Origin of the sequence: Kitasatospora sp. NBC_00458, assembly GCF_036013975.1 — a bacterium.
Lineage (GTDB): Bacteria > Actinomycetota > Actinomycetes > Streptomycetales > Streptomycetaceae > Kitasatospora.
Genome location: NZ_CP107904.1, coordinates 5,053,020 through 5,075,982, shown reverse-complemented (window position 1 = coordinate 5,075,982; position 22,963 = coordinate 5,053,020). Strand labels below are relative to the sequence as shown.

23 protein-coding genes and 1 riboswitch are annotated in these 22,963 nt (G+C 73.3%); of the genes, 7 read left to right on the top strand and 16 right to left on the bottom strand.

All coding sequences use genetic code 11. The features are described 5' to 3' along the window. Positions 1-209 precede the first annotated feature (209 nt). The 5 genes from OG550_RS21155 to thrC form a co-directional block, all read right to left on the bottom strand. On the bottom strand, positions 210-569 hold the full coding sequence (locus OG550_RS21155) for a hypothetical protein (protein ID WP_327679826.1): 360 nt from the start codon (positions 567-569) through the stop codon (positions 210-212). 106 nt (positions 570-675) lie between these two features. Then, positions 676-2,295: a chaperonin GroEL gene (groL, locus tag OG550_RS21150; protein ID WP_327679825.1), complete on the bottom strand. Its 1,620-nt coding sequence runs from the start codon at positions 2,293-2,295 to the stop codon at positions 676-678. Between the two features lie 438 nt (positions 2,296-2,733). Then, positions 2,734-2,937, bottom strand: a complete 204-nt coding sequence (locus OG550_RS21145; protein WP_030289665.1) for a cold-shock protein — start codon at positions 2,935-2,937, stop codon at positions 2,734-2,736. Positions 2,938-3,500: 563 nt separating this feature from the next. After that, a complete protein-coding gene (locus OG550_RS21140; protein WP_327679823.1) occupies positions 3,501-3,779 on the bottom strand; it encodes a ubiquitin-like small modifier protein 1 in 279 nt (92 codons plus the stop codon). 75 nt (positions 3,780-3,854) lie between these two features. Next, positions 3,855-5,135, bottom strand: coding sequence for a threonine synthase (thrC, locus tag OG550_RS21135; RefSeq protein ID WP_327679822.1), 1,281 nt, complete (start codon positions 5,133-5,135; stop codon positions 3,855-3,857). 17 nt (positions 5,136-5,152) lie between these two features. Next, positions 5,153-5,288: riboswitch (SAM riboswitch) on the bottom strand. Between the two features lie 149 nt (positions 5,289-5,437). Between thrC and OG550_RS21130 the strand changes: the two genes are divergently transcribed. Together OG550_RS21130 and OG550_RS21125 are read left to right on the top strand one after the other, a co-directional pair. Beyond that, positions 5,438-6,469, top strand: coding sequence for a glucosyl-3-phosphoglycerate synthase (locus OG550_RS21130; RefSeq protein ID WP_327679820.1), 1,032 nt, complete (start codon positions 5,438-5,440; stop codon positions 6,467-6,469). 49 nt (positions 6,470-6,518) lie between these two features. Further along, entirely contained in the window at positions 6,519-7,988 is a 1,470-nt protein-coding gene (locus tag OG550_RS21125; protein ID WP_327679818.1) for an alpha,alpha-trehalose-phosphate synthase (UDP-forming), read from the top strand. Here OG550_RS21125 and otsB read toward each other — a convergent pair. From otsB to OG550_RS21110, 3 genes are all read right to left on the bottom strand, one after another. After that, positions 7,972-8,814 (bottom strand): trehalose-phosphatase, encoded by an 843-nt coding sequence (gene otsB / locus OG550_RS21120; protein WP_327679816.1) that lies wholly within the window; start codon positions 8,812-8,814, stop codon positions 7,972-7,974. The genes OG550_RS21125 and otsB overlap by 17 nt on opposite strands. A 72-nt stretch (positions 8,815-8,886) precedes the next feature. Beyond that, the gene (locus tag OG550_RS21115; RefSeq protein ID WP_327679814.1) at positions 8,887-9,120 is read right to left on the bottom strand and encodes a DUF3263 domain-containing protein; all 234 of its coding nucleotides are present in this window, start codon (positions 9,118-9,120) and stop codon (positions 8,887-8,889) included. A 10-nt stretch (positions 9,121-9,130) separates the two neighbouring features. After that, positions 9,131-10,402 (bottom strand): extracellular solute-binding protein, encoded by a 1,272-nt coding sequence (locus tag OG550_RS21110; RefSeq protein WP_327679812.1) that lies wholly within the window; start codon positions 10,400-10,402, stop codon positions 9,131-9,133. 335 nt (positions 10,403-10,737) lie between these two features. On the opposite strand from OG550_RS21110, the gene OG550_RS21105 reads away from it, so the two are divergent. Then, positions 10,738-11,685, top strand: a complete 948-nt coding sequence (locus OG550_RS21105) for an ROK family protein (protein WP_327679810.1) — start codon at positions 10,738-10,740, stop codon at positions 11,683-11,685. Beyond that, complete coding sequence (gene nagA / locus OG550_RS21100; RefSeq protein ID WP_442906045.1) at positions 11,682-12,878, top strand: N-acetylglucosamine-6-phosphate deacetylase; 1,197 nt, start codon at positions 11,682-11,684, stop codon at positions 12,876-12,878. Before OG550_RS21105 ends, nagA begins: the two co-directional genes overlap by 4 nt. Positions 12,879-12,971: 93 nt before the next feature. On the opposite strand, the gene OG550_RS21095 is transcribed toward nagA, so the two are convergent. Further along, positions 12,972-13,979: a hypothetical protein gene (locus OG550_RS21095; RefSeq protein WP_327679809.1), complete on the bottom strand. Its 1,008-nt coding sequence runs from the start codon at positions 13,977-13,979 to the stop codon at positions 12,972-12,974. A 270-nt stretch (positions 13,980-14,249) separates the two neighbouring features. Further along, complete coding sequence (locus tag OG550_RS21090) at positions 14,250-16,100, bottom strand: GGDEF domain-containing protein (protein ID WP_327679808.1); 1,851 nt, start codon at positions 16,098-16,100, stop codon at positions 14,250-14,252. 396 nt (positions 16,101-16,496) lie between these two features. Here OG550_RS21090 and OG550_RS21085 point away from each other — a divergent pair, with 396 nt between their 5' ends. Further along, positions 16,497-17,024 carry a flavin reductase family protein gene (locus OG550_RS21085; protein WP_327679807.1) on the top strand — a complete coding sequence of 176 codons (528 nt, stop codon included), beginning with the start codon at positions 16,497-16,499 and terminating at the stop codon, positions 17,022-17,024. 40 nt (positions 17,025-17,064) lie between these two features. Here the strand turns inward: OG550_RS21085 and arfB are convergent, their stop codons facing one another. Next, a complete protein-coding gene (gene arfB / locus OG550_RS21080) occupies positions 17,065-17,496 on the bottom strand; it encodes an alternative ribosome rescue aminoacyl-tRNA hydrolase ArfB (protein WP_327679806.1) in 432 nt (143 codons plus the stop codon). A gap of 68 nt (positions 17,497-17,564) precedes the next feature. Here arfB and OG550_RS21075 point away from each other — a divergent pair, with 68 nt between their 5' ends. Next, on the top strand, positions 17,565-18,062 hold the full coding sequence (locus OG550_RS21075; RefSeq protein ID WP_442906044.1) for a hypothetical protein: 498 nt from the start codon (positions 17,565-17,567) through the stop codon (positions 18,060-18,062). A 111-nt stretch (positions 18,063-18,173) separates the two neighbouring features. Then, positions 18,174-18,749, top strand: coding sequence for a TerD family protein (locus OG550_RS21070; protein WP_327679802.1), 576 nt, complete (start codon positions 18,174-18,176; stop codon positions 18,747-18,749). Between the two features lie 207 nt (positions 18,750-18,956). On the opposite strand, the gene OG550_RS21065 is transcribed toward OG550_RS21070, so the two are convergent. The 5 genes from OG550_RS21065 to OG550_RS21045 all read right to left on the bottom strand — a co-directional run bounded on the left by OG550_RS21065 (position 18,957) and on the right by OG550_RS21045 (position 22,958). Then, positions 18,957-20,288, bottom strand: a complete 1,332-nt coding sequence (locus tag OG550_RS21065; RefSeq protein ID WP_327679800.1) for a hypothetical protein — start codon at positions 20,286-20,288, stop codon at positions 18,957-18,959. A gap of 123 nt (positions 20,289-20,411) precedes the next feature. Beyond that, a complete protein-coding gene (locus OG550_RS21060) occupies positions 20,412-20,906 on the bottom strand; it encodes a DUF3180 domain-containing protein (RefSeq protein WP_327679798.1) in 495 nt (164 codons plus the stop codon). Between the two features lie 212 nt (positions 20,907-21,118). Continuing rightward, complete coding sequence (gene folK / locus OG550_RS21055) at positions 21,119-21,718, bottom strand: 2-amino-4-hydroxy-6-hydroxymethyldihydropteridine diphosphokinase (RefSeq protein ID WP_327679796.1); 600 nt, start codon at positions 21,716-21,718, stop codon at positions 21,119-21,121. Between the two features lie 132 nt (positions 21,719-21,850). Then, positions 21,851-22,210: a dihydroneopterin aldolase gene (gene folB / locus OG550_RS21050; RefSeq protein WP_327684016.1), complete on the bottom strand. Its 360-nt coding sequence runs from the start codon at positions 22,208-22,210 to the stop codon at positions 21,851-21,853. A gap of 247 nt (positions 22,211-22,457) precedes the next feature. Next, positions 22,458-22,958: a nuclear transport factor 2 family protein gene (locus OG550_RS21045; protein ID WP_442906043.1), complete on the bottom strand. Its 501-nt coding sequence runs from the start codon at positions 22,956-22,958 to the stop codon at positions 22,458-22,460. Positions 22,959-22,963 lie beyond the last annotated feature (5 nt).

Below are 22,963 nucleotides of genomic sequence, written 5' to 3'. Positions count from 1 at the left end.
AAGTATCCGGCATAAGTCGGTAGACTACATATGCAGATGCACGACCACACCACGACAGGGGCCCCGACCAGCGAAAAGCCGCCGCCGCACCCGGAGGCGCGACGGCGGCGAAGGCGAGGAGCGAGGAGCGAGGAGCGGAGCAGGTGGAGCGGCGGGCGAGGCGGGCGAGGAGCAGCGCGACGGACGGCGCGCCCCGGGCGGACCGGACGTCAGGCGAGCCGCCCGACGGGCGCCACCACCGCGCCCTGCTTGCCGCAGACCCAGTGCGGCTCCGGCCCCAGCTCGGGCTCCACGCCGAGCGCGTGCGGGTCGCCGTCCGCCGCGCACTCGGCGCAGAGCGGCCAGCGCCCGTAGTTCTCCAGCAGCGCGTCCTGGACGTCCTGGGCCACCAGCCCGAGCACGTACTCGGTGCCGTCCGGCCACTGCTCCAGCCACCAGCGCCGGTGTGTCACGGCCTGCTCGACCAGCGACACCACGGCGGCGTCCGCCACGTCCCGTGCGGTCAGGTCGGCCAGGATCAGCGCCCGTGCGGTGTGCAGCGCCGTCTCGATGTCGTCAGTCGAAGCCATCGGCCCATTCTCCCAAACCCGGGGGCACGCCCCCGCACAACGCCGCACGGGCGGCCCCCCGGAGGGAACCGCCCGTGCGAACGAGGAACCGTCCGACCCCGGAGGATCAGAAGTCCATGTCACCGCCCGGCATGCCGCCGCCGGCAGCCGCAGCCTTCTCCGGCTTGTCGGCGATGACGGCCTCGGTGGTGAGGAAGAGCGCCGCGATGGAGGCGGCGTTCTGCAGCGCGGAGCGCGTGACCTTGGCCGGGTCGATGATGCCCTCGGCGATGAGGTCGACGTACTCGTTGGTCGCGGCGTTCAGACCGTGGCCGGCGGGGAGGTTGCGCACCTTCTCCACCACGACACCGCCTTCGAGGCCGGCGTTGGCCGCGATCTGCTTGATCGGGGCCTCCAGCGCGATCTTGACGATGTTGGCACCGGTGGCCTCGTCGCCCTCAAGCTCCAGCTTGTCGAACGCGACGGCGGCCTGCAGCAGGGCGACGCCGCCACCGGCGACGATGCCCTCCTCGACGGCGGCCTTGGCGTTGCGCACCGCGTCCTCGATGCGGTGCTTGCGCTCCTTGAGCTCGACCTCGGTCGCCGCGCCGGCCTTGATGACGGCCACGCCGCCGGCCAGCTTGGCGAGGCGCTCCTGGAGCTTCTCGCGGTCGTAGTCCGAGTCGCTGTTCTCGATCTCGACGCGGATCTGGCTCACGCGGCCGGCGACCTGCTCGCCGTCGCCGCCACCGTCGACGATGGTCGTCTCGTCCTTGGTGATGACCACCTTGCGGGCGGTGCCCAGCAGGTCGAGGCCGGCGCTCTCCAGCTTCAGGCCCACCTCCTCGGCGATCACGGTGCCGCCGGTGAGGATGGCGATGTCCTGCAGCATGGCCTTGCGGCGGTCACCGAAGCCCGGGGCCTTGACGGCGACGGACTTGAAGGTGCCCTTGATCTTGTTCACGACCAGGGTCGACAGGGCCTCGGCCTCGACGTCCTCGGCGATGATGACCAGCGGCTTGCCGCTCTGCATGACCTTCTCCAGCAGCGGGAGCAGGTCCTTGACCGAGCCGATCTTGGAGTTGGCGATCAGGATGTACGGCTCGTCGAAGACGGCCTCCATGCGCTCCAGGTCGGTGGCGAAGTAGGCCGAGATGTAGCCCTTGTCGAAGCGCATGCCCTCGGTGAGCTCAAGCTCCAGACCGAAGGTGTTGCTCTCCTCGACGGTGATGACGCCTTCCTTGCCGACCTTGTCCATGGCCTCGGCGATGAGCTCGCCGATCTGGGTGTCGGCGGCCGAGATGGAGGCGGTGGAGGCGATCTGCTCCTTGGTCTCCACGTCCTTGGCCTGGGCCAGGAGCTGGTCGGAGACGGCGACGACGGCCTTCTCGATACCGCGCTTCAGGGCCATCGGGTTGGCGCCGGCGGCGACGTTGCGCAGACCCTCGCGGACGAGCGCCTGGGCCAGCACGGTGGCGGTGGTGGTGCCGTCACCCGCGACGTCGTCGGTCTTCTTGGCGACCTCCTTGACGAGCTCCGCACCGATCTTCTCGTACGGGTCTTCGAGCTCGATCTCCTTGGCGATGGAGACACCGTCGTTGGTGATGGTGGGGGCGCCCCACTTCTTCTCCAGAACGACGTTGCGACCCTTGGGGCCGAGCGTGACCTTCACCGCGTCGGCGAGCTGGTTCATGCCACGCTCAAGGCCGCGGCGAGCTTCCTCATCAAAGGCGATGATCTTGGCCATCTGAAGTGGTCCTCCGGGACACGGTCGACTGCTCGGACCAAGGGGTGCCCGCGACGGACGGCCCTGGTATGCGGGGGTCCCATTCCCCTACCGCTCCCTGGGGCCTCACCGACCCGGTCCGCTTATCACTCTCAAGCTGTGAGTGCTAACGCCAATGATTAGCACTCTGGGTGGGCGAGTGCAAGCCCAATCGGCGATCCGCGAGCCCCGGCGAACCCCTCCGCCCGCCGCCCCGGCCACCCCCGCGCACCGCGCCCGCGGCCGCTCGACACCGCGCCCGCGGCCCCGCCGCACCGCCCCGACGGCCCCGCCCCGGCCGCCCTCCGACCGCGGCCGGGCACGCCGACGGGCCCGTACGGCGAGTGCCGTACGGGCCCGTCGTGAAGCGAGAGGTGCACCAGCCGATGGGCCGAGCCGAACCCCTGGGTGTCGGAAAGGTCAGACCGCCGCGCGGACCATGTCCGCCTGCGGGCCCTTCTGCCCCTGAGAGATCTCGAACTCGACCCGCTGGCCCTCCTCAAGGGTGCGGTAGCCGTCCATCTGGATCGCGCTGTAGTGGACGAAGACGTCCGCACCACCGTCGACCGCGATGAAGCCGTAGCCCTTCTCCGCGTTGAACCACTTGACGGTGCCCTGAGCCATTCCGAACTCCCCTAGTGCTGTGCTGGCCCTTCACGCGCCCGCAGGTCTGCGGGCCCGGGTCTGGTTGGAGGCCGGCCCGGGGAACCCCCCCTGGACGCAGCCGTGCACGCCGCAATCCCCCGGGCGCCGCCGGAGGACATCCGGCGAACGGGCGATTGCGTCGACCGCGGCTGAATGTATCCGGATCGACGCCCTCTGCAACAGGGTCAAAGGTTGGGAATTCCCCGGGACAATCGGGGGACAGTCCGGGAGCAATCGGAAGGAAAGCCGCCTTTCCTCCCGGACATAGCGGACGGAATGCCCGAAATCCACTCCAGAATTCTGACACCGGCCTGACATGTTTCCCCGCCGCGGCCCGGTCGCCGGTCTCAACGACCGGACGGTCGGCGGCGGTACGGGTGCGGGCGGATCGGGTCGCGGGGAGAGCGGGGAGGGGTGGCGCTGTTCCCGGTACAGCGACACTTTACTCCGACTCGGACAGAAAATATTCCCGCCAAAATACGACCGGCCGTCCGCGGCACGGAATTCCGTGCTGCGGACGGCCGGGAACGGCGAAAAGGCGCTCAGCAGCCGCCGGCCACCGCCGGAATGATCGAGACGCTCGCGCCGTCCTTGATCTCCGTCGCCAGGCCCTCGGCGAACCGCACGTCGTCGTCGTTCACGTAGACGTTCACGAAACGGCGCAGCTTGCCGGTGTCGTCCAGGATGCGCGCGGCGATCCCGGCGTGGTTCTTCTCCAGGTCGGCGATGACGTCGCCCAGGGTCGCGCCCTCGGCGGCCACCTCACTGGCGCCGCCGGTGTAGGTGCGCAGGATGGTCGGGATGCGGACGTTGGCGCTCATGGGGGTCATCTCCTCGTTGCGGGGGGGCGGGGCGGGGCTGGGACGGCGGCGGGCGCAGGGCCCGGAACGGGCCGGTCAGGCCGACGCCAGGCCGGCGTCGCGGAACGAGGCCAGCGTCGGCCGGATCACGGCGGTCATGCCGGCCTCCGAGACGGCGTCGAGCGTCTTGAGGCCGTCGCCGGTGTTGATCGCGACGGTCTCCTTCGACGGGTCCAGCTGCCCGGTCTCGACGAGCTTCTTGAGCACGCCGACGGTCACCCCGCCCGCGGTCTCGGCGAAGACGCCCTCGGTGCGGGCCAGCAGCCGGATCGCCGCCACGACCTCCTCGTCCGTCACGTCCTCCACCGCACCGCCGGTGCGCCGGGCGATGTCGAGCACGTACGGGCCGTCGGCCGGGTTGCCGATCGCCAGCGACTTGGCGATGGTGTCCGGCTTGACCGGCCGGATCACGTCGTGGCCGGCCTTGAACGCCGCCGACACCGGCGAGCAGCCCGCCGCCTGGGCGCCGAAGATCCGGTACGGCCGGTCCTCGACCAGGCCCAGCTTGATCAGCTCCTGCAGACCCTTGTCGATCTTGGTCAGCTGCGAGCCCGAGGCGATCGGGATCACGATCTGCTCCGGCAGCCGCCAGCCGAGCTGCTCGCAGATCTCGTACGCCAGCGTCTTGGAGCCCTCGCCGTAGTAGGGGCGCAGGTTGACGTTGACGAAGCCCCAGCCCTCGCCGGCCGGGTCGCCGATCAGCTCGGAGCAGAAGCGGTTCACGTCGTCGTAGTTGCCCTCGATGCCGACCAGCTCGCCGCCGTACACACCGGCCATGACGACCTTGCCCTGCTCCAGGTCGTGCGGGATGAACACGCAGGACTTGAAGCCGGCCCGGGCCGCGGCCGCGCCCACCGCACCGGCCAGGTTGCCGGTCGAGGAGCAGGAGAGGGTGGTGTAGCCGAAGGCCCGCGCCGCCTCGATCGCGCACGCCACCACACGGTCCTTGAAGGAGTGGGTCGGGTTGCCCGAGTCGTCCTTGACGTGCAGCTGGGCGGTGAACCCGAGCTCGCGGCCCAGGTTGTCGGCCTTCACCAGCGGGGTCCACCCGGGGTTCAGGTTCGGCTTGGTGGCGACGTCGGCGGGCACCGGCAGCAGCGGCGCGTACCGCCAGATCGACGCCGGACCGGCCTCGATGCGCTTGCGCAGCTCCTCCGCGCCCTCGCTGCCGAACTCGTAGGCGATCTCCAGCGGGCCGAAACACTCCACACAGGCGAAGCTGGGGCCGAGCGGGAACCGGGTGCCGCACTCGCGACAGGACAGCGCGGCGGCGGGGCCGAGGTCAACGGTGACGGGTGCGGCGGTGTCGATAGCCATGATGGCGGAGGCCTCTCTCCTCATCTTCCCCGTGACGCGGTCGCGCCACAGGCCGGAATTGGCACCTGTCCCGCCGGGGCCTGTCGAAGACAGCCGCGCGAGAAGGTTGCCGGGACGTCGACGGGCCGTTCCCTCAGTCCCTCTGGATGAGCTCTGTGAAGTTGTGGTCGTGCTCAGCGGAGACCCCGGCGTGCGAAGGTCCGACCGCTGTACGAAGACTGTAACCGAAGGCGTCAACCCCGAACGGGACCGTCCGCCACGCGAGATGACCCGTCCCATCCGAACCCGCCGAGGAGAGAACAGTGCCCGCCGAACCGATCCCCGAGCTCCTCCCCGAGACGGCGTCCTGGCTGCGCCGGCGCTCGTGGAGCGCGGCCGACCGCCCGGTGGACCTCCTGCTCGCGGCCAAGCGCGCCCTGGGCCCGGCCGGCACGGTCAGCGTCGTCCTGCCCGCGCTGGACGAGGAGGCCACCGTCGGCGACATCGTCCGCATCATCCGCCGCGAGCTGGTGGAACGGCTGCCGCTGGTCGACGAGCTGGTCGTGGTCGACTCCGGCTCCACCGACGCCACCGCCGCGGTCGCCGCCGAGGCCGGCGCCACCGTGTTCCACCGCGACGCGATCCTCCCCCGGCTGCCCGCCGCCCCCGGCAAGGGCGAGGTGCTCTGGCGCTCGCTGCTGGTCACCCACGGCGAGATCGTCTGCTTCGTCGACGCCGACCTGCGCGAGTTCGACCCCGCCCTGGTCTCCGGCATCATCGGCCCGCTGCTCACCGACGCGCACATCCAGCTGGTCAAGGCCATGTACGACCGCCCGCTGGCAGTGGCGCCGGGCGACTCCGCCACGGGCGACGCCGCCGTCATCCCCTCCGGCGGCGGCCGGGTCACCGAACTGGTCGCCCGCCCGCTGCTCAACCTGCACTGGCCGGAACTCGCCGGTTTCGTCCAGCCCCTCGGCGGCGAGTACGCGGCGCGCCGCTCACTGCTCGAACGCCTGCCCTTCCCCACCGGCTACGGCGTCGAACTCGGCCTGCTGGTCGACGCCCTGGAGACGGCCGGACTCGACGCGCTCGCCCAGGTGGACGTCGGGGTCCGCCACCACCGCCACCAGGACGGCCAGGCCCTCGGCCGGATGGCCGCCACCATCTACCGCACCGCCCTCGAACGGCTCGACCGCACCCACCGGCTCAAGGCCTCCGCCGACCTGGTCCACCCGCTGCTCACCCAGTTCACCCGCGACCCGGAGACCCGCGCCTTCACCGCCCACACCCACCCGGTCACCGCCACCGAACGCCCCCCGATGCACACCGTCCCCGAATACGCCACCCGGCGTTAGGGCCTCCCCGACGGGTTTGCGGCCCGGACCCCCCGGCAACCAACCAACCATGGGCGATCTCACGACCGAACGTTCGAATCCGACCGGCACCGCCCCCGTCCTGGTGGCGTCCAACCGGGGACCAGTGTCGTTCGGCACCGCGGACGACGGCACGCTGACCCTCCGCAGAGGGGGCGGCGGCCTCGTCTCCGGCCTCTCCGCCATCGACGACCCGGACGCCGTCTGGGTCTGCGCCGCCCTCTCCGACGCCGACCGCCGGGCCGCCCGGGAGGCCCCCGACGGCCGCCTCGACCGGGCCGGCCACGACGTCGGCGGGCAGGCCGTCCGGATGCTGGACATAGACCCGGAGACCTTCGCGCGGGCCTACAACGGCGTCGCCAACTCGACCCTCTGGTTCATCCACCACCTGCTGTACGACACCCCGACCGCACCCGCCTTCGACGCCGGCTTCCGCACCGAGTGGCAGGCCTACACCGCGTACAACGCCGCCTTCGCCGGGGCCCTCGCCGCCGAGGCCGCCCCCGGCGCGGCCGTCCTGGTCCAGGACTACCACCTCTCGCTGACCCCGGCACTGCTCCGGGCCGCCCGCCCCGACCTGCGGATCGGCCACTTCTCACACACCCCCTGGGCGCCGCCCGAGTACTTCCGGCTGCTGCCCGACGACGTCGCCCGGACGGTCCTCACCGGCATCCTCGGCGCCGACCGGGCCGGCTTCCTCACCCGCCGCTGGGCGCTCGCCTTCGCCGACTGCTGCGAGAGCGTCCTCGGCGCCGCCGTCGACCGCGCCGCCCTCACCGTCACGCACGGGGGCCGCACCACCCGCCTCGGCGTCCACGGCCTCGGCGCCGACGCCGGATTCCTGCGCGAGCGCGCCCACCGCCCCGACGTCGACGAGCGGCTCGCCACCCTGCGCGAGGCCGTCGGGGGGCGCCGGACCGTCGTCCGGGTCGACCGCACCGAGCTGAGCAAGAACATCGTCCGCGGCTTCCAGGCCTACCGGCACCTGCTGCGCACCCGCCCCGAGTGGCGCGACCGGGTGGTCCACATCGCCTTCGCCTACCCGTCCCGCACCGACCTCGCCGAGTACCGCGCCTACACGGCCCGGGTGCGGGCGCTCGCCGAGGAGATCAACGAGGAGTTCGCCACCCCCGGCTGGCAGCCGCTGATCCTGCACGTCGACGACGACTTCCCGCGCTCGCTGGCCGCGTACCGGCTGGCCGACGTCGCCCTGGTCAACCCGATCCGGGACGGCATGAACCTGGTCGCCAAGGAGGTCCCGGTCGTCTCCGACGACGGCTGCGCCCTCGTGCTGTCCCGTGAGGCCGGTGCCCACGCCGAGCTCGGCGACGACGCGCTCACCGTCAACCCGTACGACGTCGTCGCCACCGCCGAGGCCCTGCACGCCGGGCTCACCATGCCGGCCGGCGAGCGCGCCGACCGCACCAAGCGGCTCGCCGCCGCCGCGACGGCGCTCCCGCCCCAGCAGTGGTTCCTCGACCAGCTCAACGCGCTGCGCTGAGCTCCTCCCCCAGCGCCGCCAGCAGTTCCACCACGCCGGCCGGGCCCGGGACCACCAGGTCCGCCCGGTCGGCGAGCTCCCGCACCGGCGCGTCCCCCACCGCGCCGCTGCAGACCAGCAGCCCGGCCAGGCCCTGCCCGCGCAGCTTCTCCACGGCCTCGAAGGCCGCCACGTCGCCGAGGTCGTCCCCCGCGTACAGCACGGAGCGGGCCGCCCGCTCCCGCAGGAAGCCCTCCAGCGCAGCGCCCTTGTCGACCCCCGGCGGCCGCAGTTCGAGCACCAGCCGGCCCGGTTCCACGACCAGCCCGTGCGCGGCGGCCAGCGCGCCGACCGGTTCCCGCAGCAGCTCGAACGCGGCGGCCGGCGCGGCCGTCCGCCGGGTGTGCACGGCCAGCGACCTGCCCTTGTCCTCCACCCACGTGCCGTCCGGCGCCCCGGCCGCGGCCAGGACGTCCGGCAGCGCCGTCCGCGCCGCGCCGACCCCGGGGTGCACCGGCGGCGCCGACAGCTCGCCGTCCTCCCAGCGCTCCGCACCGTAGTGCCCGAGCACCACGACCCCGCCGACCGCGGCGAGGCCCCCGTACTCCACCGCGAGCCCGGCCGGGCGCCCGGTCACCACCACGACCGCGCCGACGTGCGGCACCACGCCGCGCAGCGCGTCGACCACGCCGGGGTGCGCCCGGGCGCGGCTCGGGTCGGCCACGATCGGTGCCAGCGTCCCGTCGAAGTCCAGGGCGACCACCGCCGTCCGCGGTTCGGCGAGCAGCGCCGCCAGGCCCGCCCGTCCGTCGTCCGTCGTCGGTCGCGCGATGTCTGCAAGGCCCATGCCAGGCACCGTACCCAGGCTGGGCGGGGGTCACCCGTCGGAGCGCGCGCCGGGGCCCGGCGCGGTCGCGCGCTACCGCGCCGCGCGCCGGGCGTCCCTGACCCGCCGGAGCCGGTTGACCAGCACCGGCGCGTGCGCCAGCGCCTCCGGCCGGTCGAGCAGCGCGTTCAGCAGCTGGTAGTACCGGGTACTGGAGAGCCCGAGCTCCTCCCGGACCGCCCGTTCCTTGGCCCCGGCCGTCCGCCAGGAGCGGCCCTCCAGCTCCAGCACCGCCCGGTCCCGCTCGTCCAGCTCACCCGCGCCCATGCCGGCCAGCCTACTTGCGGGCCCGGGCGGCCTCCTTGACGGCGGTCTGCTGCAGGTCCTCCAGGACCGGCTTGGGGTCGGCGGTCGCGGCCGCCCCGATCCCGGCCTTGATCCGGTTGGACACCTCGGCCCAGGCCGGGTCGCCGAACGGGTAGAAGCTCGCGTTGCCGAGCCCGGCCGCGAACTGCTTCAGGTCCTCGTGCTTGGGGTCCTTGCTGATCGCGTCGAAGGCGTCCTGGGTGACCGGCAGCAGGTTGTAGGTCTCGTCGAACTTGAGCTGGTTGTCCTTCGTGTAGACGAAGGACAGGAACTTCTTGATCTCGTTCTTGTGCCCGTTGGCCTTGAACGCCATCATCCAGTCGGCCACCCCGAGGCTGCCGGTCTTCGCCAGGCCGTCCTTCTTCGGGATCGGCGCCGTACCGAAGTCGATCTTGCCCTTGGTGGCCATCCGCAGCAGCGTCGGGTGCCCGTTGAGCATCGCGACCTTCCCGGCCGCGAAGTCGGTGAACACCGGGGTGCGGTTCATCTTGCCGGGTTCGGGGTAGGTCAGACCGGTGGCGACCAGGTTGGTCTTGAGCCAGTTGAAGGTCGCCTGGTTCTGGTTGCTGTCGATGGTGTAGTTGCCGACATCGTCGGAGAGGCTGCCGCCGCCGCTGAGCGTCCACAGCATCGACTCGGCCGGAGCCTCCTCCGGACCGAGCGGCAGCCCGTACGGCGTGACGCCCGGCACCTTGGCCTTGATCTTCTCGGCGGCCTGCTTGAGCTCGTTCCAGGTGGTCGGCGGCTTGTCGACGCCGGCCTTCTGGAAGACCGCCTTGTTGTAGAAGAGCACCCGGGAGGAGGAGACGAACGGGATGCCGTACTGCGTGCCGAGTACCTGCCCGGCGTGCGAGAACGACTCCATGATGTTGGCCTGGGTCTCCAGCGAGAGCACGTCCGAGGCGGTGTACAGCCGGTCGGAGGCGGCCTGGTCGGCGAAGCCGCCGGTCTGCAGCAGGTCGGGGGACTTGCCGCTCTTGACCAGGTCGTCGACCTTCTTGCCGATGTCGGTCCAGTTCTCCACCTGGACGTCCACCTTGATGCCCGGGTTGGCGCCCTCGAAGCGGCGGGCGACGTCGTCCCAGTAGAGCTTGGAGCTGGTGTCCGCACTCTCGCCGTAGTCGGCCGCGACCAGCCGGATGGTGACCGGACCGTCGTCCTGGCCGCCGCAGCCGGTGAGCACCATTGCTCCGGCCAGTGCGATGCCGGACAACCGGGTGGGGACCTGGGCGCGCCTGTCCAACGCGGGTACCGCCTTCGAGGGGGAGTCTTGGGGGAGCGACGAACCGGATCGGGGGGATCCGGCCGGGGGGAGGCGGCAAGGGTGCCAAACCCGCCACTCAGTGGTCCACACCTCTGGCCGGTCCGCGCCGGGTAGTTATCGAAGTGCGGAGGTCGTTGCACGATGCGCAACGAAATCCGGCGCCGAACCTGCCGAACCCGCCCCCGAGGAGCCTGACGGGGCTCGTGCAAAGTGCCGCACACCGCACGCTTCTGCGACAAAGCTCACTCTGTTGGACCAGACCAATCCGACAACTGGACTAGACCTCTCCGAGCCCCCAAGGGAAACTGTCCCCCGTGAAGCACGTCATCGCACTCGATGTAGGCGGCACCGGCATGAAAGCCGCGTTGCTCGCCCAGGACGGCTCCGTGCTGTTCGAAGCACGACGCCCGACCGGGCGGGAACACGGCACGGACGCCGTGGTCACCGCCATCCTCGACTTCGCCGCCGACCTGGCGGACGAAGGCCGGAGCCGTTTCGGCGTCGCCCCACTGGCGGCGGGAGTCGCCGTCCCCGGGACGATCGACGAGAAGAACGGCATCGCGGTCTTCTCCGCCAACCTCGGCTGGCGCGACCTCCCGCTGCGCAAGCTGCTGGGTGAGCGCCTGGCCGGGCCGGGCGGCAGCGCGATGCCGGTCGCACTCGGCCACGACGTGCGGTCCGGAGGCCTCGCCGAGGGCCGGCTCGGCGCCGGCCGGGGCGTCGGGCGCTTCCTCTTCATCGCCCTCGGCACCGGCATCGCCGGCGCCATCGGCATCGACGGCCGGATCGAGTCCGGTGCCCACGGCTACGGCGGCGAGATCGGCCACGTGGTGGTCCGCCCCGGCGGTCCCGCGTGCGGCTGCGGCGCCCGCGGCTGCCTGGAGACCCTCGCCTCCGCCTCCGCCGTCTCCCGCGCCTGGGCCGAGGCCGTGGGCGACCCCGACGCCGACGCGGCATCCTGCGCCGTCGCGGTGGACGCCGGGGACGCCCGCGCGGTCGCGGTCTGGCAGGGCGCCGTGGAGGCCCTGGCCGACGGCATCGTGCTCGCCCAGAGCCTGCTCGACCCGTCCACGGTGATCGTCGGCGGCGGGCTCGCCGAGGCCGGGGACACCCTGTTCACCCCGCTGCGCGCCGCGGTCACCGAGCGTCTGACCTTCCAGATGCCCCCCGAGGTCGTACCGGCCATGCTCAAAGACACCGCCGCGTCCCTGGGCGCGGGCCTGCTCGCCTGGGATCTGCTCTCCATGGAGGTGACCGCGTGACCGCGCGGAATCAATCTGCGGCCCTGCCGCGGCGAACCGCACTGGCCGGTGCCCGGCTGGTCCTTCCCGGCGGCATCGTCGAGGGCGACCGCCTCGCCGTCGAGGGCACCCGGATCGCCGGCGTCGGCGGCGCCACCACGGCCGGTGACCTCGACCTGACCGGGTACACCGTCGTCCCCGGCTTCGTCGACCTGCACGTGCACGGCGGCGGCGGCGCCTCCTACGCCTCCGGGATCGCCGAGGAGGCCCTCAAGGTCGCCCGGACCCACCTGGAGCACGGCACCACCACCACCATCGCCTCCACCGTGACCGGCGAGATCGACGAGGTGGCCCGGCAGGCCGCCGTGCTCTCCGAGCTCGTCGAGGACGGCGTCCTCGCCGGCATCCACTTCGAGGGCCCGTTCATCTCCCACAACCGCTGCGGCGCCCACCGCCCCGACCTGCTCCGCGACCCGGACCCCGCCCTGGTCCGCAAGCTCGTCGACGCCGCCCGCGGCCACGCGAGGATGGTCACCCTCGCGCCCGAGCTGCCCGGCGGCCTGGACTCCGTCCGCATGCTCGCCGACCTCGGCGTGATCGCCGCCGTCGGCCACACCGACTCCGACTACGCCAAGACCCTCGAAGCCATCGAGGCCGGCGCCACCGTCGCCACCCACCTGTTCAACGCCATGCCCGGCATCGCGCACCGCGCGCCCGGCCCGATCGTGGCGCTGCTGGAGGACGAGCGGGTCACCGTCGAGCTCATCAACGACGGGGTCCACCTGCACCCGTCCGTCCTCGACCTCGCCTACGGCACCGCCGGCGCCTCCCGGGTCGCCCTGATCACCGACGCCATGGGCGCCGCCGGCATGGGCGACGGCCTCTACCCGCTCGGCCCCCTCCAGGTCGAGGTCAAGGACGGCGTCGCCCGGCTGGTCGAGGGCGGCGCGATCGCCGGCTCCACGCTCACCCTGGACGTGGCGTTCAAGCGCTCGGTCACCGTCAACGGCCTCACCCCGAACCAGGCCGTCGAGTCGCTCTCCACCGTCCCGGCCCGCCTGCTCGGCCTCGCCGACACCGTCGGCACGCTGGAGACCGGCAAGAACGCCGACCTCGTCGTCCTCGACTCCGCGACCTACGACCTGGTCGCCGTCATGCGCCAGGGCGAGTGGATCACCGGCGGCGACCTCTTCGCCCCGATCGCGGCCGGCTGAGCCGGTCCGCTCCCCGCGCACACGCGTGGGACGGCCGCCCGTTCCCCGAGGGGAGCGGGCGGCCGTCCCACGTCAGCGCCGGGTCCGGCCGGCTCAGCCGGAGGTGTCCAGCACCACCTGGTCGATCAGGATCGCCCCGCTGCCCGCCGGCACGGTGATCGTGATCGTGTTCGTCCCGGCCTGCAACGGCGGGGTTATGTACGTCTTGAACCAGGAGGACGCCGGGTCCTTCCCCGGCGAGTAGTTCTTGAACGACAGCCCGCCCGGCCAGTCCTTGCCGTTCACCGCCGCCGGGCCCTTCACGTCGGCGCCCGGGTTGTTGTAGTACACCCAGAACTTGTAGCTGCCGGCGGTCGGTACGTCGCCGGTCCAGCTGACCGACCCGCCGGGCTGCAGGGTCAGGTAGGAGCCGTCCGCCGACCTGGCGCCCTTGACGGTGTTCCCGGACGGCGCGTTCTGCGCCTGGAGCTGGCTCGCGTCGACCGTGCCCGGCCCGGCCGTGGCGGTCGCCGAGGCCGTCGCCGGGGCGCTGGCCGTCGGGCTCGCGCTGCCGGTGCCTCCCGGGGTGGCCGGCGCGCTGACCGAGGCGGTGCCGCCCTTGGCGTCCTTGTCCTTGTCCTTGTCCTTGTCCGGGTCCCCGGTGGAGAGGGCTATCCCGGCGCCGATCGCGATGGCCGCGACCACCGCCACCGCACCGATGACCGCCCCCTTGCCCCGGCCGCCGCCCGGCCGCTCCTCGCCCGGCTGCGGGCGGGAGTGCTCGGCGTACCGGGCCTGCTGGGTCGGGGCGCCTGCGTACTCGGCCTGCTGGGTGGGCTGGCCGCCGTACTCGCCCTGCGGCGGGTACGGCTGGGCGGCCTGGCCCTGCGGGTAGCCGGGCTGCGCCGGGTACGGCTGCTGGGGCCGGGCCTGCTGCCCGTACTGGGCGCGGCCGACCTCCATCGGGCGGCTGTACGACGTGCGCGGCACGCCCTGCTGGGGTTCGGACGGCTGGGCCGCCTCCCCTTCGGCCGGACGGTACAGGTAGCCGAACGGATCGTCGTCCTGCGGGGTGCCGCCCTCCGGGCCCTGGGGCACTCCGCTGCTGCCGGCGGTGGTCACGGTGGTCAACTCCCCCATCGCGGTCGCGCCGCCGGGCTGCCGTGCCCCCGGCGCTGGTCGTGGTCGCTTGTACCCGGGAACACTACCTGCCGTCGGCGACGGCCCGAAAAGACCCCTTGACAACCGGCGGGTAGCTTTCGTCCGGAACCGCCCGCCCCGCGGCCCGAAAACCCGCCCGGGACCTGCGGCGGGACCCGTCCCGGGGCCCGCGCCGGGGACCTCGTCCGGGCCCGTCCGCCGCGCTCCCCCACCGCTCCGGGCGGCCGGACCTCAGCCGGCCCGCCGGTGCGAACGCTCGCCCCTGGCCCCGCGCACCGAGCCTCCCCGGGCCCGCTTCTCGTCGTACATGCGCTCGTCCGCGGTGTGCAGCACCTCCTCGGTGCTCATCCCGCAGCCCGCCCAGCCGATCCCCAGGCTGACGCCGACCCGCATCGCCCGGCCGTCGATCCGCATCGGCGGGATGATCGCGTTCCGCAGCCGGTGGGCGAGGTCCTTGGCCTCGTCCCGCCCGATGCCGTCGGCCAGCACCACGAACTCGTCACCGCCGAGCCGGGCCACCGTGTCGCCGTCCCGCACGGCCCCGCTGAGCCGGCGGGCGACCTCGACCAGGACGGCGTCGCCCGCGTTGTGCCCGAACCGGTCGTTGATCGACTTGAAGCCGTCGAGGTCGCAGAAGAGGACGGCCAGCCCTTTCTCGACGACGGCCGGTGCGCCCGAGCGGAACGGGCCCGACCAGGCCTCGTTCCCGGATCCGTGGTCGGCGGGGACCACCGCGTGCACGTGCTCGCCGTAGCCGGCCGCCGGCCCGGGCGCCGCGCCGGCGGCCGGCAGCGGGTACCCCTCCGGGGGGCCGTACCCGTGCGCCGGTCCGGAGCGCGGATCGCCCCCCTCCAGGCCGTCGTACGCGGTGTGCGCGCTGTAGGAGTCGGCCACCGCGTACCCGGCGCCCGGGTAGCCGGCGGCCGGGAAGCCGCCGCCCCCGTAGGGCAGGTCGGCGGGCCCGGTCTGGGGCCCGGCGACGGCGGCGGCGCTCTGGGGCTGGCCGCAGAGGCGCCGCCCGAGCCGGGCCTTGAGCTCGGCACCGTTCGGCAGACCGGTGAGCGCGTCGTGGCTGGCCCGGTGGGCGAGCTGGAGCTCGTGCCGCTTCCGGTCCTCGATGTCCTCGACGTGGGTGAGCAGGAAGCTCGGCCCCTCGGCGGCGTCGGCGACGATCGAGTTGCGCAGGCAGACCCACTGGTAGCCGCCGTCCCGGCGGGAGAGGCGCAGTTCAGCCCGGCCGCTCTCGGCGCTGGTGCGCTCCAGCAGCGCCCGGTCGTCCGGGTGGACGAGGTCGGCGAAACTCTGCTGGCGGAGCACCGCGCGAGGGCGGCCGAGCAGACGACAGAGCGCGTCGTTGACCCTGGTCAGCTGGCCGCGCCCGGCCCCGTGCAGCTCGGTGATGGCCATCCCGCTGGGCGCGTACTCGAACGCCTGGCGGAAGCTCTCCTCACTGGCCCGCAGGGCCTGCTGCTCCTTCTCCAGGCGGGCCAGGGCGCGCTGCATCTCGGCCCGCAGCCGGGCGTTGCCGATCGCGATGGAGGCCTGCAGCGAGAACATCTCCAGCGCCTCGCGGGTCCAGGCCCCGGGGCGCTTGCCGCTGCGCGGGCGGTCCACGGAGAGGACGCCGAGCAGGTCGCCGCCGGCGCTGTACATCGGGGCGAGCAGACCGTCGGCGGGGTGCCAGTCGTTGGCGTAGACCGGCATCGGACCGTCCCCGATCCAGCGCGGGATGTCGCTGGCGACCGCCCAGCCCCGGTCGTAGGGGAGGAAGCGCAGGGTGCCCCAGTGGTCGCTGACGCCGAGCAGCCGGTCCCAGGACTCGCGGGAGCCCACCTGGCCGAGCAGTACGGAGGGGCCGCCCATGGCGCTCTCCTCAAGCTCCCAGACGGCCGCCACCACGAGGTCCCCGTCCGGCCGGACCAGGCTGACCGCCGCGGCGTCGAATCCGAGTCCGTGCACCGCACCCTCGACCACGGCCTGCAGGGTTCCGGCCAGGCTGCGGGCAGCGTTGAGGTCCGCCACGACCCGGTGCAAGGTGCGGAGGGTCGCGAGACGGACGTACGGCTCCGACTCGGCTTCCATGCGGGGGCTCCCCGGCTGCTTCGGATAGGTCTTGATTGGTTATCGTCCGATTGCCAGAAGAACTGAATCACAGGGAGCACAGCGTTCGGCACGCTCGGTCAGCAATAGGTCATCACTTGTGACTTAAATCACACGACACTTATGCGCCCTTAATCAGTTCATCCGTTCCCTAAGCGGACATAAGCCGCTATCGGAACATTTCTGGTGGTCGGTCGCCAGGGCCGCGCACTGAAGCCGGCTGCCCGCCGGGCAGGCCCTCCCCTTCACTCCTGCGAGTGAGAGCGGCCGCGAACCGTAACCTCCCGCCCACCGGGCGTCCGCACCGGCGCCTGCGCCGCTGGTCCTACGACCAGGGCCCGATGCCGTTACCTCCGCTCCCGGGCTACCGTGCGGTACGTGTACTCGTCCCCGCAGCCCGAAGCTGCCTCCCAAGCAACGCCCGACGAGTTCCGGGCGGCGCTCTCCCAGCTCGCCGCCGGAGTGAGCCTGGTGACCGTCCACGACCCGGAGGACGGAGAGGACCTCGGCATGACCGCCACGTCCTTCCTCTCCGTGTCGCTGGAGCCGCCGCTGGTCCTGATCTCCGTCCGCGAGGACTCCAGGATGGACGAGGTGCTCTCGCGGACCGACACCTGGGCGGTCTCGCTGCTCACCGAGGGACAGCGGGCGCTCGGCTCCCGGTTCGCCATGAAGGGCCGGCTCAGCGACCGGCTGCTGTTCGCCGACGCCCCGCACCACCGCGGACCGTTCAGCGGGGCCCCGCTCATCGACGGGGCGCTCGCCACCGTCGAGTGCCGCACCGAGCAGCGGATCGCGGCCGGCGACCACACCCTGCTGCTCGGCCGTGTCCTGGAGGCGCTGGTCCCCGACCCGGGCGGCCGCCCGCTGCTCTACTTCCGCGGCGGCTACCGCACCCTGGGCTGAGACCCGCCCGGTACGGCGGCCGGCGCGCCCCCCGCGGCGTCTACTCGCCCCGCGGCGAGCGCCGCCCCTGCTTCAGCTCGGAGCGGTGCCGCTTGTTGGACAGCCGCCGCTCGACCATGCCCTTGCTGGGCCTGGTCGCCCGGCGGGCCTTCGGCGGCGGGGCGGTCGCCTCGCCGAGCAGCGAGGCCAGCCGGGCCGCGGCGACCTCGCGGTTGCGCCACTGCGAGCGGTGCTCGGAGGCGCGGACCACCAGCACCCGCCCGTCCACCAGCCGGCCGCCCAGCCGCTCCAGCGCACGCTGCTTCCAGACCTCGGGCAGCGCGGCCGAGGCCGCCAGGTCGTAGCGGAGCTCGACCTGGGTGTCGGACGTGTTGACGTGCTGGCCACCGGGGCCGGAGGAACGGGAGAAGCGCCAGACGAGCTCGGCGTCGGGGACGACCACCGATCCCCGGACGCGAATGGGCTCGGGCATGCGCCCATCATCCCGCGCCGGGGCCCCGCCGGTCACCCGGTTATCCGACCCGCCGCGCAGCCCGGACAATGGCCTGTGTGATCGAGCTCGGCTACTCCCTCTCCAACCGCTTCCCCGACCCCCCGCAGACCGACTACCGGACCGCGACCACCCACGCGCTGCGGTACGACCTCTTCTGCGGCGACGTCTACCTCGACGCCGAGGGCGCGGAGCTGTCCACAGCCTGGGGATGGGTCCCGGTGCTGGACTTCGCCTGGGCCCTCTGCGACATCGCCGAGGAACTGGACCGCGACCCGGCCGGCGGCCGCGCCGCCCGGGTGCAGACCGCCGACCTCGACTTCACCCAGAACACCGAGCTGCTGCGGTTCGCCCGCCGGTTCAACTGGGTCGAGGTCACCGCCACCTGGCTGCCGGACGAGCCGCCCGCCGTGGTCCGGCACGGCGACCTGAGGCGCGAGGCCCGCGACTTTCTCCAGGACACTCTCGCCGACCTCTTCGACATGCACCCCGATCTCGCCGAGAATCCGGCCATCTGGTCACTTCAGGGCCGGTTCCGTCGAATCTGACGGGGAATACCCGAACCCGTGCCGGTGGCGGAAATCCGCCCACCGCGTGGAACCATCCCCGCCGGTTCCCGCGTTATCACGGCAAAAGCAATCGAAGGGACAGCACACACCATGCCAGTGAGCCTCTCCAAGGGTGGCAACGTCTCGCTGACCAAGGAGGCCCCCGGCCTGACCGCGGTCACCATCGGCCTCGGCTGGGACGTCCGCACCACGACCGGTGCCGAGTTCGACCTGGACGCCAGCGCGATCGTGCTGAACGCGGACGGGAAGGTGCTGTCCAACGGGCACTTCGTCTTCTTCAACAACACGAGCAGCCCGGACAACACCGTCGTCCACACCGGCGACAACCGCACCGGCGAGGGCGCGGGCGACGACGAGGCGATCAACGTCAGCCTCGCCACGCTGCCGGCCGAGGCCACCCGGATCACCTTCCCGGTCTCGATCTACGACGCCGTCGCCCGGTCGCAGAACTTCGGCCAGGTCCGCAACGCCTACATCCGCGTGATCAACGCGGCCGGTGGCGCGGAGATCGCCCGCTACGACCTCTCCGAGGACGCCGCCACCGAGACCGCCATGATCTTCGGCGAGCTCTACCGCAACGGTGCCGAGTGGAAGTTCCGCGCCGTCGGCCAGGGCTACGCCTCCGGCCTGGCCGGCATCGCCCAGGACTTCGGCGTCCAGATCTGACGTCCCGGCACTCCGGTCCCCGGGCGTCCCGACGCCCGGGGCCGAACGCCCCGGAGCGCCCGTCCCGCCACCCGGCGGACGGGCGCTCCGTCGTTCCCGCGCCCGCCGGGCGCCGTCCGGGAGACGGGCCCCGGAACGGGAGCGGCGCGGGAGGACGGTACGCCGTCCTCCCGCGCCGTTCTCCCGCGCCGGCCTGCCCACGCCGGCTCAGCGCGAGGCGCGCAGCTCCGGGAGCTGGATCAGTTCGGTCTCGTCGTGCGGGGTCAGGTCGACCACCTCCGGACCGGCCGCCTCCCCGGCGTCCGCCGCCGGGGCCCCGACCTGCGGCAGCACCTGGGTCTCCGCCTCGGACCGCTCCCCACCGGCGACGGTGCCGGGCTCCGGGGTCCGCTCCTGTGCCTGCCGCCGGGCCTCCGCCTGCTGCCGGGCCTGGGCCGCGACCGCCTCGTCCCCGACCACGTCCGCCAGGTCGGCCCGCTCGCCGAGCTCCGCGACGCTGCCGACCGCCGGGGCCGGAGCGGCCGCCCTGACCGCCGGAGCGGAGCCGCGGCCGAAGAAGCTGAACCCCTGCCCGCGCACCGCCGAGGACTGCACCGGACGCGGACGCTGCCGCTCGGCCGCACCCGCGGGCGGGACGGCGGGCGCCCCGCCGAGCTGTCCGACGGTCGCCGTCAGCACCGGACGGACCGGGGCCGCGGGAGCCGCGGGAACCGCCCGGACCGCCGGAACGCCGGAACCCTCCTGGGCGGAGGCCGCCCGGACCGAGGCCGCGGACGGCCCCGCCACGCCGGGGGCGGGCACCGCGGGGGCGACCGGGGCCGGAACCGCCGGCACCATCCGCGGGGAAACCGCCGGGGCCGCGGCCGCGGCCACCACAGCCGTCCCGGCAGCCGACGGGGAACCCGTCGACGAGGTCGTCGCCGGGGCCGCACCGGCCCGCAGCGCGAGCTCCGCGCCCGCCGCGCGCTCCCGCTCGGCCTCCCGCTCCCGCTGCGCCTGCTGCTGCGCCGCGCGCCGCTCCAGCTGCCGCAGCGCGGCCCCGGCACGGACGAACGCGGCCGGACTGGCCGGGTACCGGGGCCGGGCGGCGGCGAGCGCCCGCTGGGCCGCCTCCGCCTCCTTGAGCGCCTGCTCGGCGACCGTCACGGCCCGCTCCTTGAGCAGCCGGGCGATCTCCGTCTCGGCCTTCGCCAGCCGGGACTTCTCGGCGGTCAGGCGCCGCCCGAACCGGGTCGCCCGCTCCTCGGCCACCTCCGCCGCGTACTCGGCCTCGGCGAGCTGTTCCTCGAACCGCTCCTCGGCCCGCAGCCGCTGCGCGACGGAGACCTCGGCGGCCGCCCGCGCGGCCCGGTCGCGCTGCCGCAGCAGCACCGCGATCCCGAGCGTCGCGAGCACCGCCGCGACGCCCAGCGAGCGGACCAGGACGGTGTCCTGACTGAAGAGCAGGGCGGCCAGCGCGGCGACGATGAGCACGCCGGCGGCGGTGGGGGGGAGGATCCGGCCGAGGACGGAGGAATGACGGTGGCGTCCGCGAGACATGCCAAGAAACTAGCGTGCGAATTGGGGCCGTGTCAGCCCAGGGTCCGCTTTGGCCCTTGACACCGCACGGGCTTTACCGGAAGCCCCCGGGAAATCACCCGTGATCACCGCGGGAGCGGCCGGTCAGCGGTGGGTGGCCGCCGGCCCGTGGTTCCCCGGGTCGTCGTGGTTCTCCGGCAGCTTGCAGACGTGCTGCAGCCAGAGCGCCGCCGCGATCACCGCGACGCCGGCCAGCACCGCGAAGCCGGCGGTGACCGCCTGATCCTTGCGGGCCGGCACGTCCAGCTCACCGAGCAGGTGGATCCCGGCGCCCGCGTAGATGCCGGTGACCACCGCCGAGACCAGCGCGCTCGCCTGGCCCAGCACCACCGCCCGGGCCGCGCCCAGCGGGTCGACCCGCTTGGCGCCGGGCTGCCGCTCGCGCGCCGCCTTCAGCCGCGAGCGCAGCGACAGCGCGGTGGCGAGCAGGATCACCGCCACCGCGGCCAGCACCACCGGCGCCGCACCCGGCACGGCGGGCAGCGTGTCCAGCGAGGACCAGAGCTTGGCACCGGCCCAGGACAGCGCCGTGGTGACGGCGGTGATGCCGACCAGCAGGCGGAGGCGAAGCGGCTTCACGCGGACGAGGTCCTTTCCCCGGGCAGCGGTGACGGGCGGCCGCCCCCGGGCACTGGCACGGCGGCGCCAGGCCACCGTACCGGGCCGGGCTCGAAAGGCACCCCGCACCAGGGCGTCCACCTGACCGGCGCCCACCGGTTCGTACGGCCGGGACCCCGCCCGAGTTCCCCGGACCGGTGCCGGCACCGGTCCGGGGAGGGGCGGAGCGTCCGCTACTCCGGCAGGGTCAGCCCGATGTCCTCGCGCCGCCGGACGCCCTGGGCGTCCGGGCCGCCGAGCGCCGCCAGCAGGTCGGCCACCGGCCCGTGGCCGGGGAGCTCGGCCTCCGGCTGGGCGTCCAGCCAGGGGGCGAGCACGAAGGCCCGCTCGTGCGAGCGCGGGTGCGGCAGCAGCAGCTGCGGGTCGTCGCTGGTGACGCCCTCGTAGGCGAGGATGTCGACGTCCAGGGTGCGCGGCCCCCAGTGCACGGTGCGGACCCGGCCGAAGGCGTCCTCGATCGCGTTGCCGCGCTCCAGCAGGTCGCGCGGGGGCAGCGAGGTGCGGAGCACCACCACCGCGTTGTAGTAGGCGGGCTGGTCCTCGGGGCCGCCGACGGCCGCCGTCTCGTAGACGGCGGAGACGGCCTTGATCCGCAGCCCGGGGGTGTCCGCCAGGGCGTCCACGGCCCCCTGGAGCGTGTCCAGGCGGTTGCCGAGGTTGGAGCCGAGGGCGATCACGGCGCAGCGCTGGCCGTGCAGGGTCGTGTCGACCGAGTCCAGCCGGCTCTCCAGGTCGAACGCGCTCGGCGCGGCGGTCGGGTCGGTCGTGCTCACGCGCCCACCCCGTCCCGGCCGGCCGGGGACACCCGCACGGGCCCTTCGGTGACTCGCTCGCTACGGTCGCTCATCGGACTTCCTCTACTGCTGGAACGGGCTCGGCGGCTGCCGCGGGGCGCACGGCGGCGGTCACCCGCGAGCCCGGTGGATGGTCACGGTCACGTCGTCGAACGGCACGGTGATCGGGGCGTCCGGCTTGTGCACGGTCACCTCGACCTCCTCGACCGCCTCGTGCTTCAGGCACTGGTCGGCGATCCGCTGGGCCAGGGTCTCGATCAGGTCGACCGGCTCGCCGGAGATGATCGCGGTGACCTCCTCGGCCACGATGCCGTAGTGCGCCGTGCGGGTGAGGTCGTCACCGGAGGCGGCGGGGCGGGTGTCCAGGTACAGCACCAGGTCCACCACGAAGGTCTGGCCCTCGACCCGCTCGCGCTCGAAGACGCCGTGGTGGCCCCGGGCACGCAGGCCCCGCAGGGTGACGCGGTCCAGCAAACGAATCACTGCTCCCAGTCGGACGGGCCCCACCCCGGAAGGATGTGGGCAGGCAGGGCGAAGACGGGCGTCGCGCCCGCCGCTCCGTTTTCGAATCTACCCGCGCGCGCCGACAACACCTGACCGTCCTACCCGGCACGAACCGACGCCACGCGCGCCGGAATGGCGCTTGACGTGAACGTTCGGTGGCCGTCCGGGAATTCCCGGGCCACTACCGGGCGACATTTCCCGCCCGCCCGCGGAATCAGTCCTCTTCGTCCTCTTCGGCGCTGGTCAGAACGGGTGAACCGTGGTGCGACCAGACTTTCCACCCGGCCGGGGTGCGGCGGAAGAGATTGGTCGAGACGACCTTTCCGCCGACCAGCGGGCCGAGCTCGCCCTCCTCCTCCGCCTCGCCGCCGGAAAGGATGTTCTCGGTGCACGTGACAAGGGCCACATCGCCGTGCACCTCCGCCTCCTCGTCGGTGAGGATGAACTGGATGTACTCGGTGTTCGCCATGATCAGCATGTACGACCGGGTCACCTGTGCCCTTCCGCGCAGCACCGGCCAGCCCGGATGGACACAGACCACGCCCCCCTTGTCGTCGGCCTCGCCGGCTCCGAGCCAGGCGTCCTCGACCGCCGCGAGGTCCCCGTTCTCCAGTGCCTCGTAGAGTGCCCGGTTGGCCTCCAGGGCCGCCTCCCGGTCCGCCTCGGCGGCCCGTCGGCCCGCGGTCTCCCCGCTCAACCTGCCGTCACCTGCCATGACCC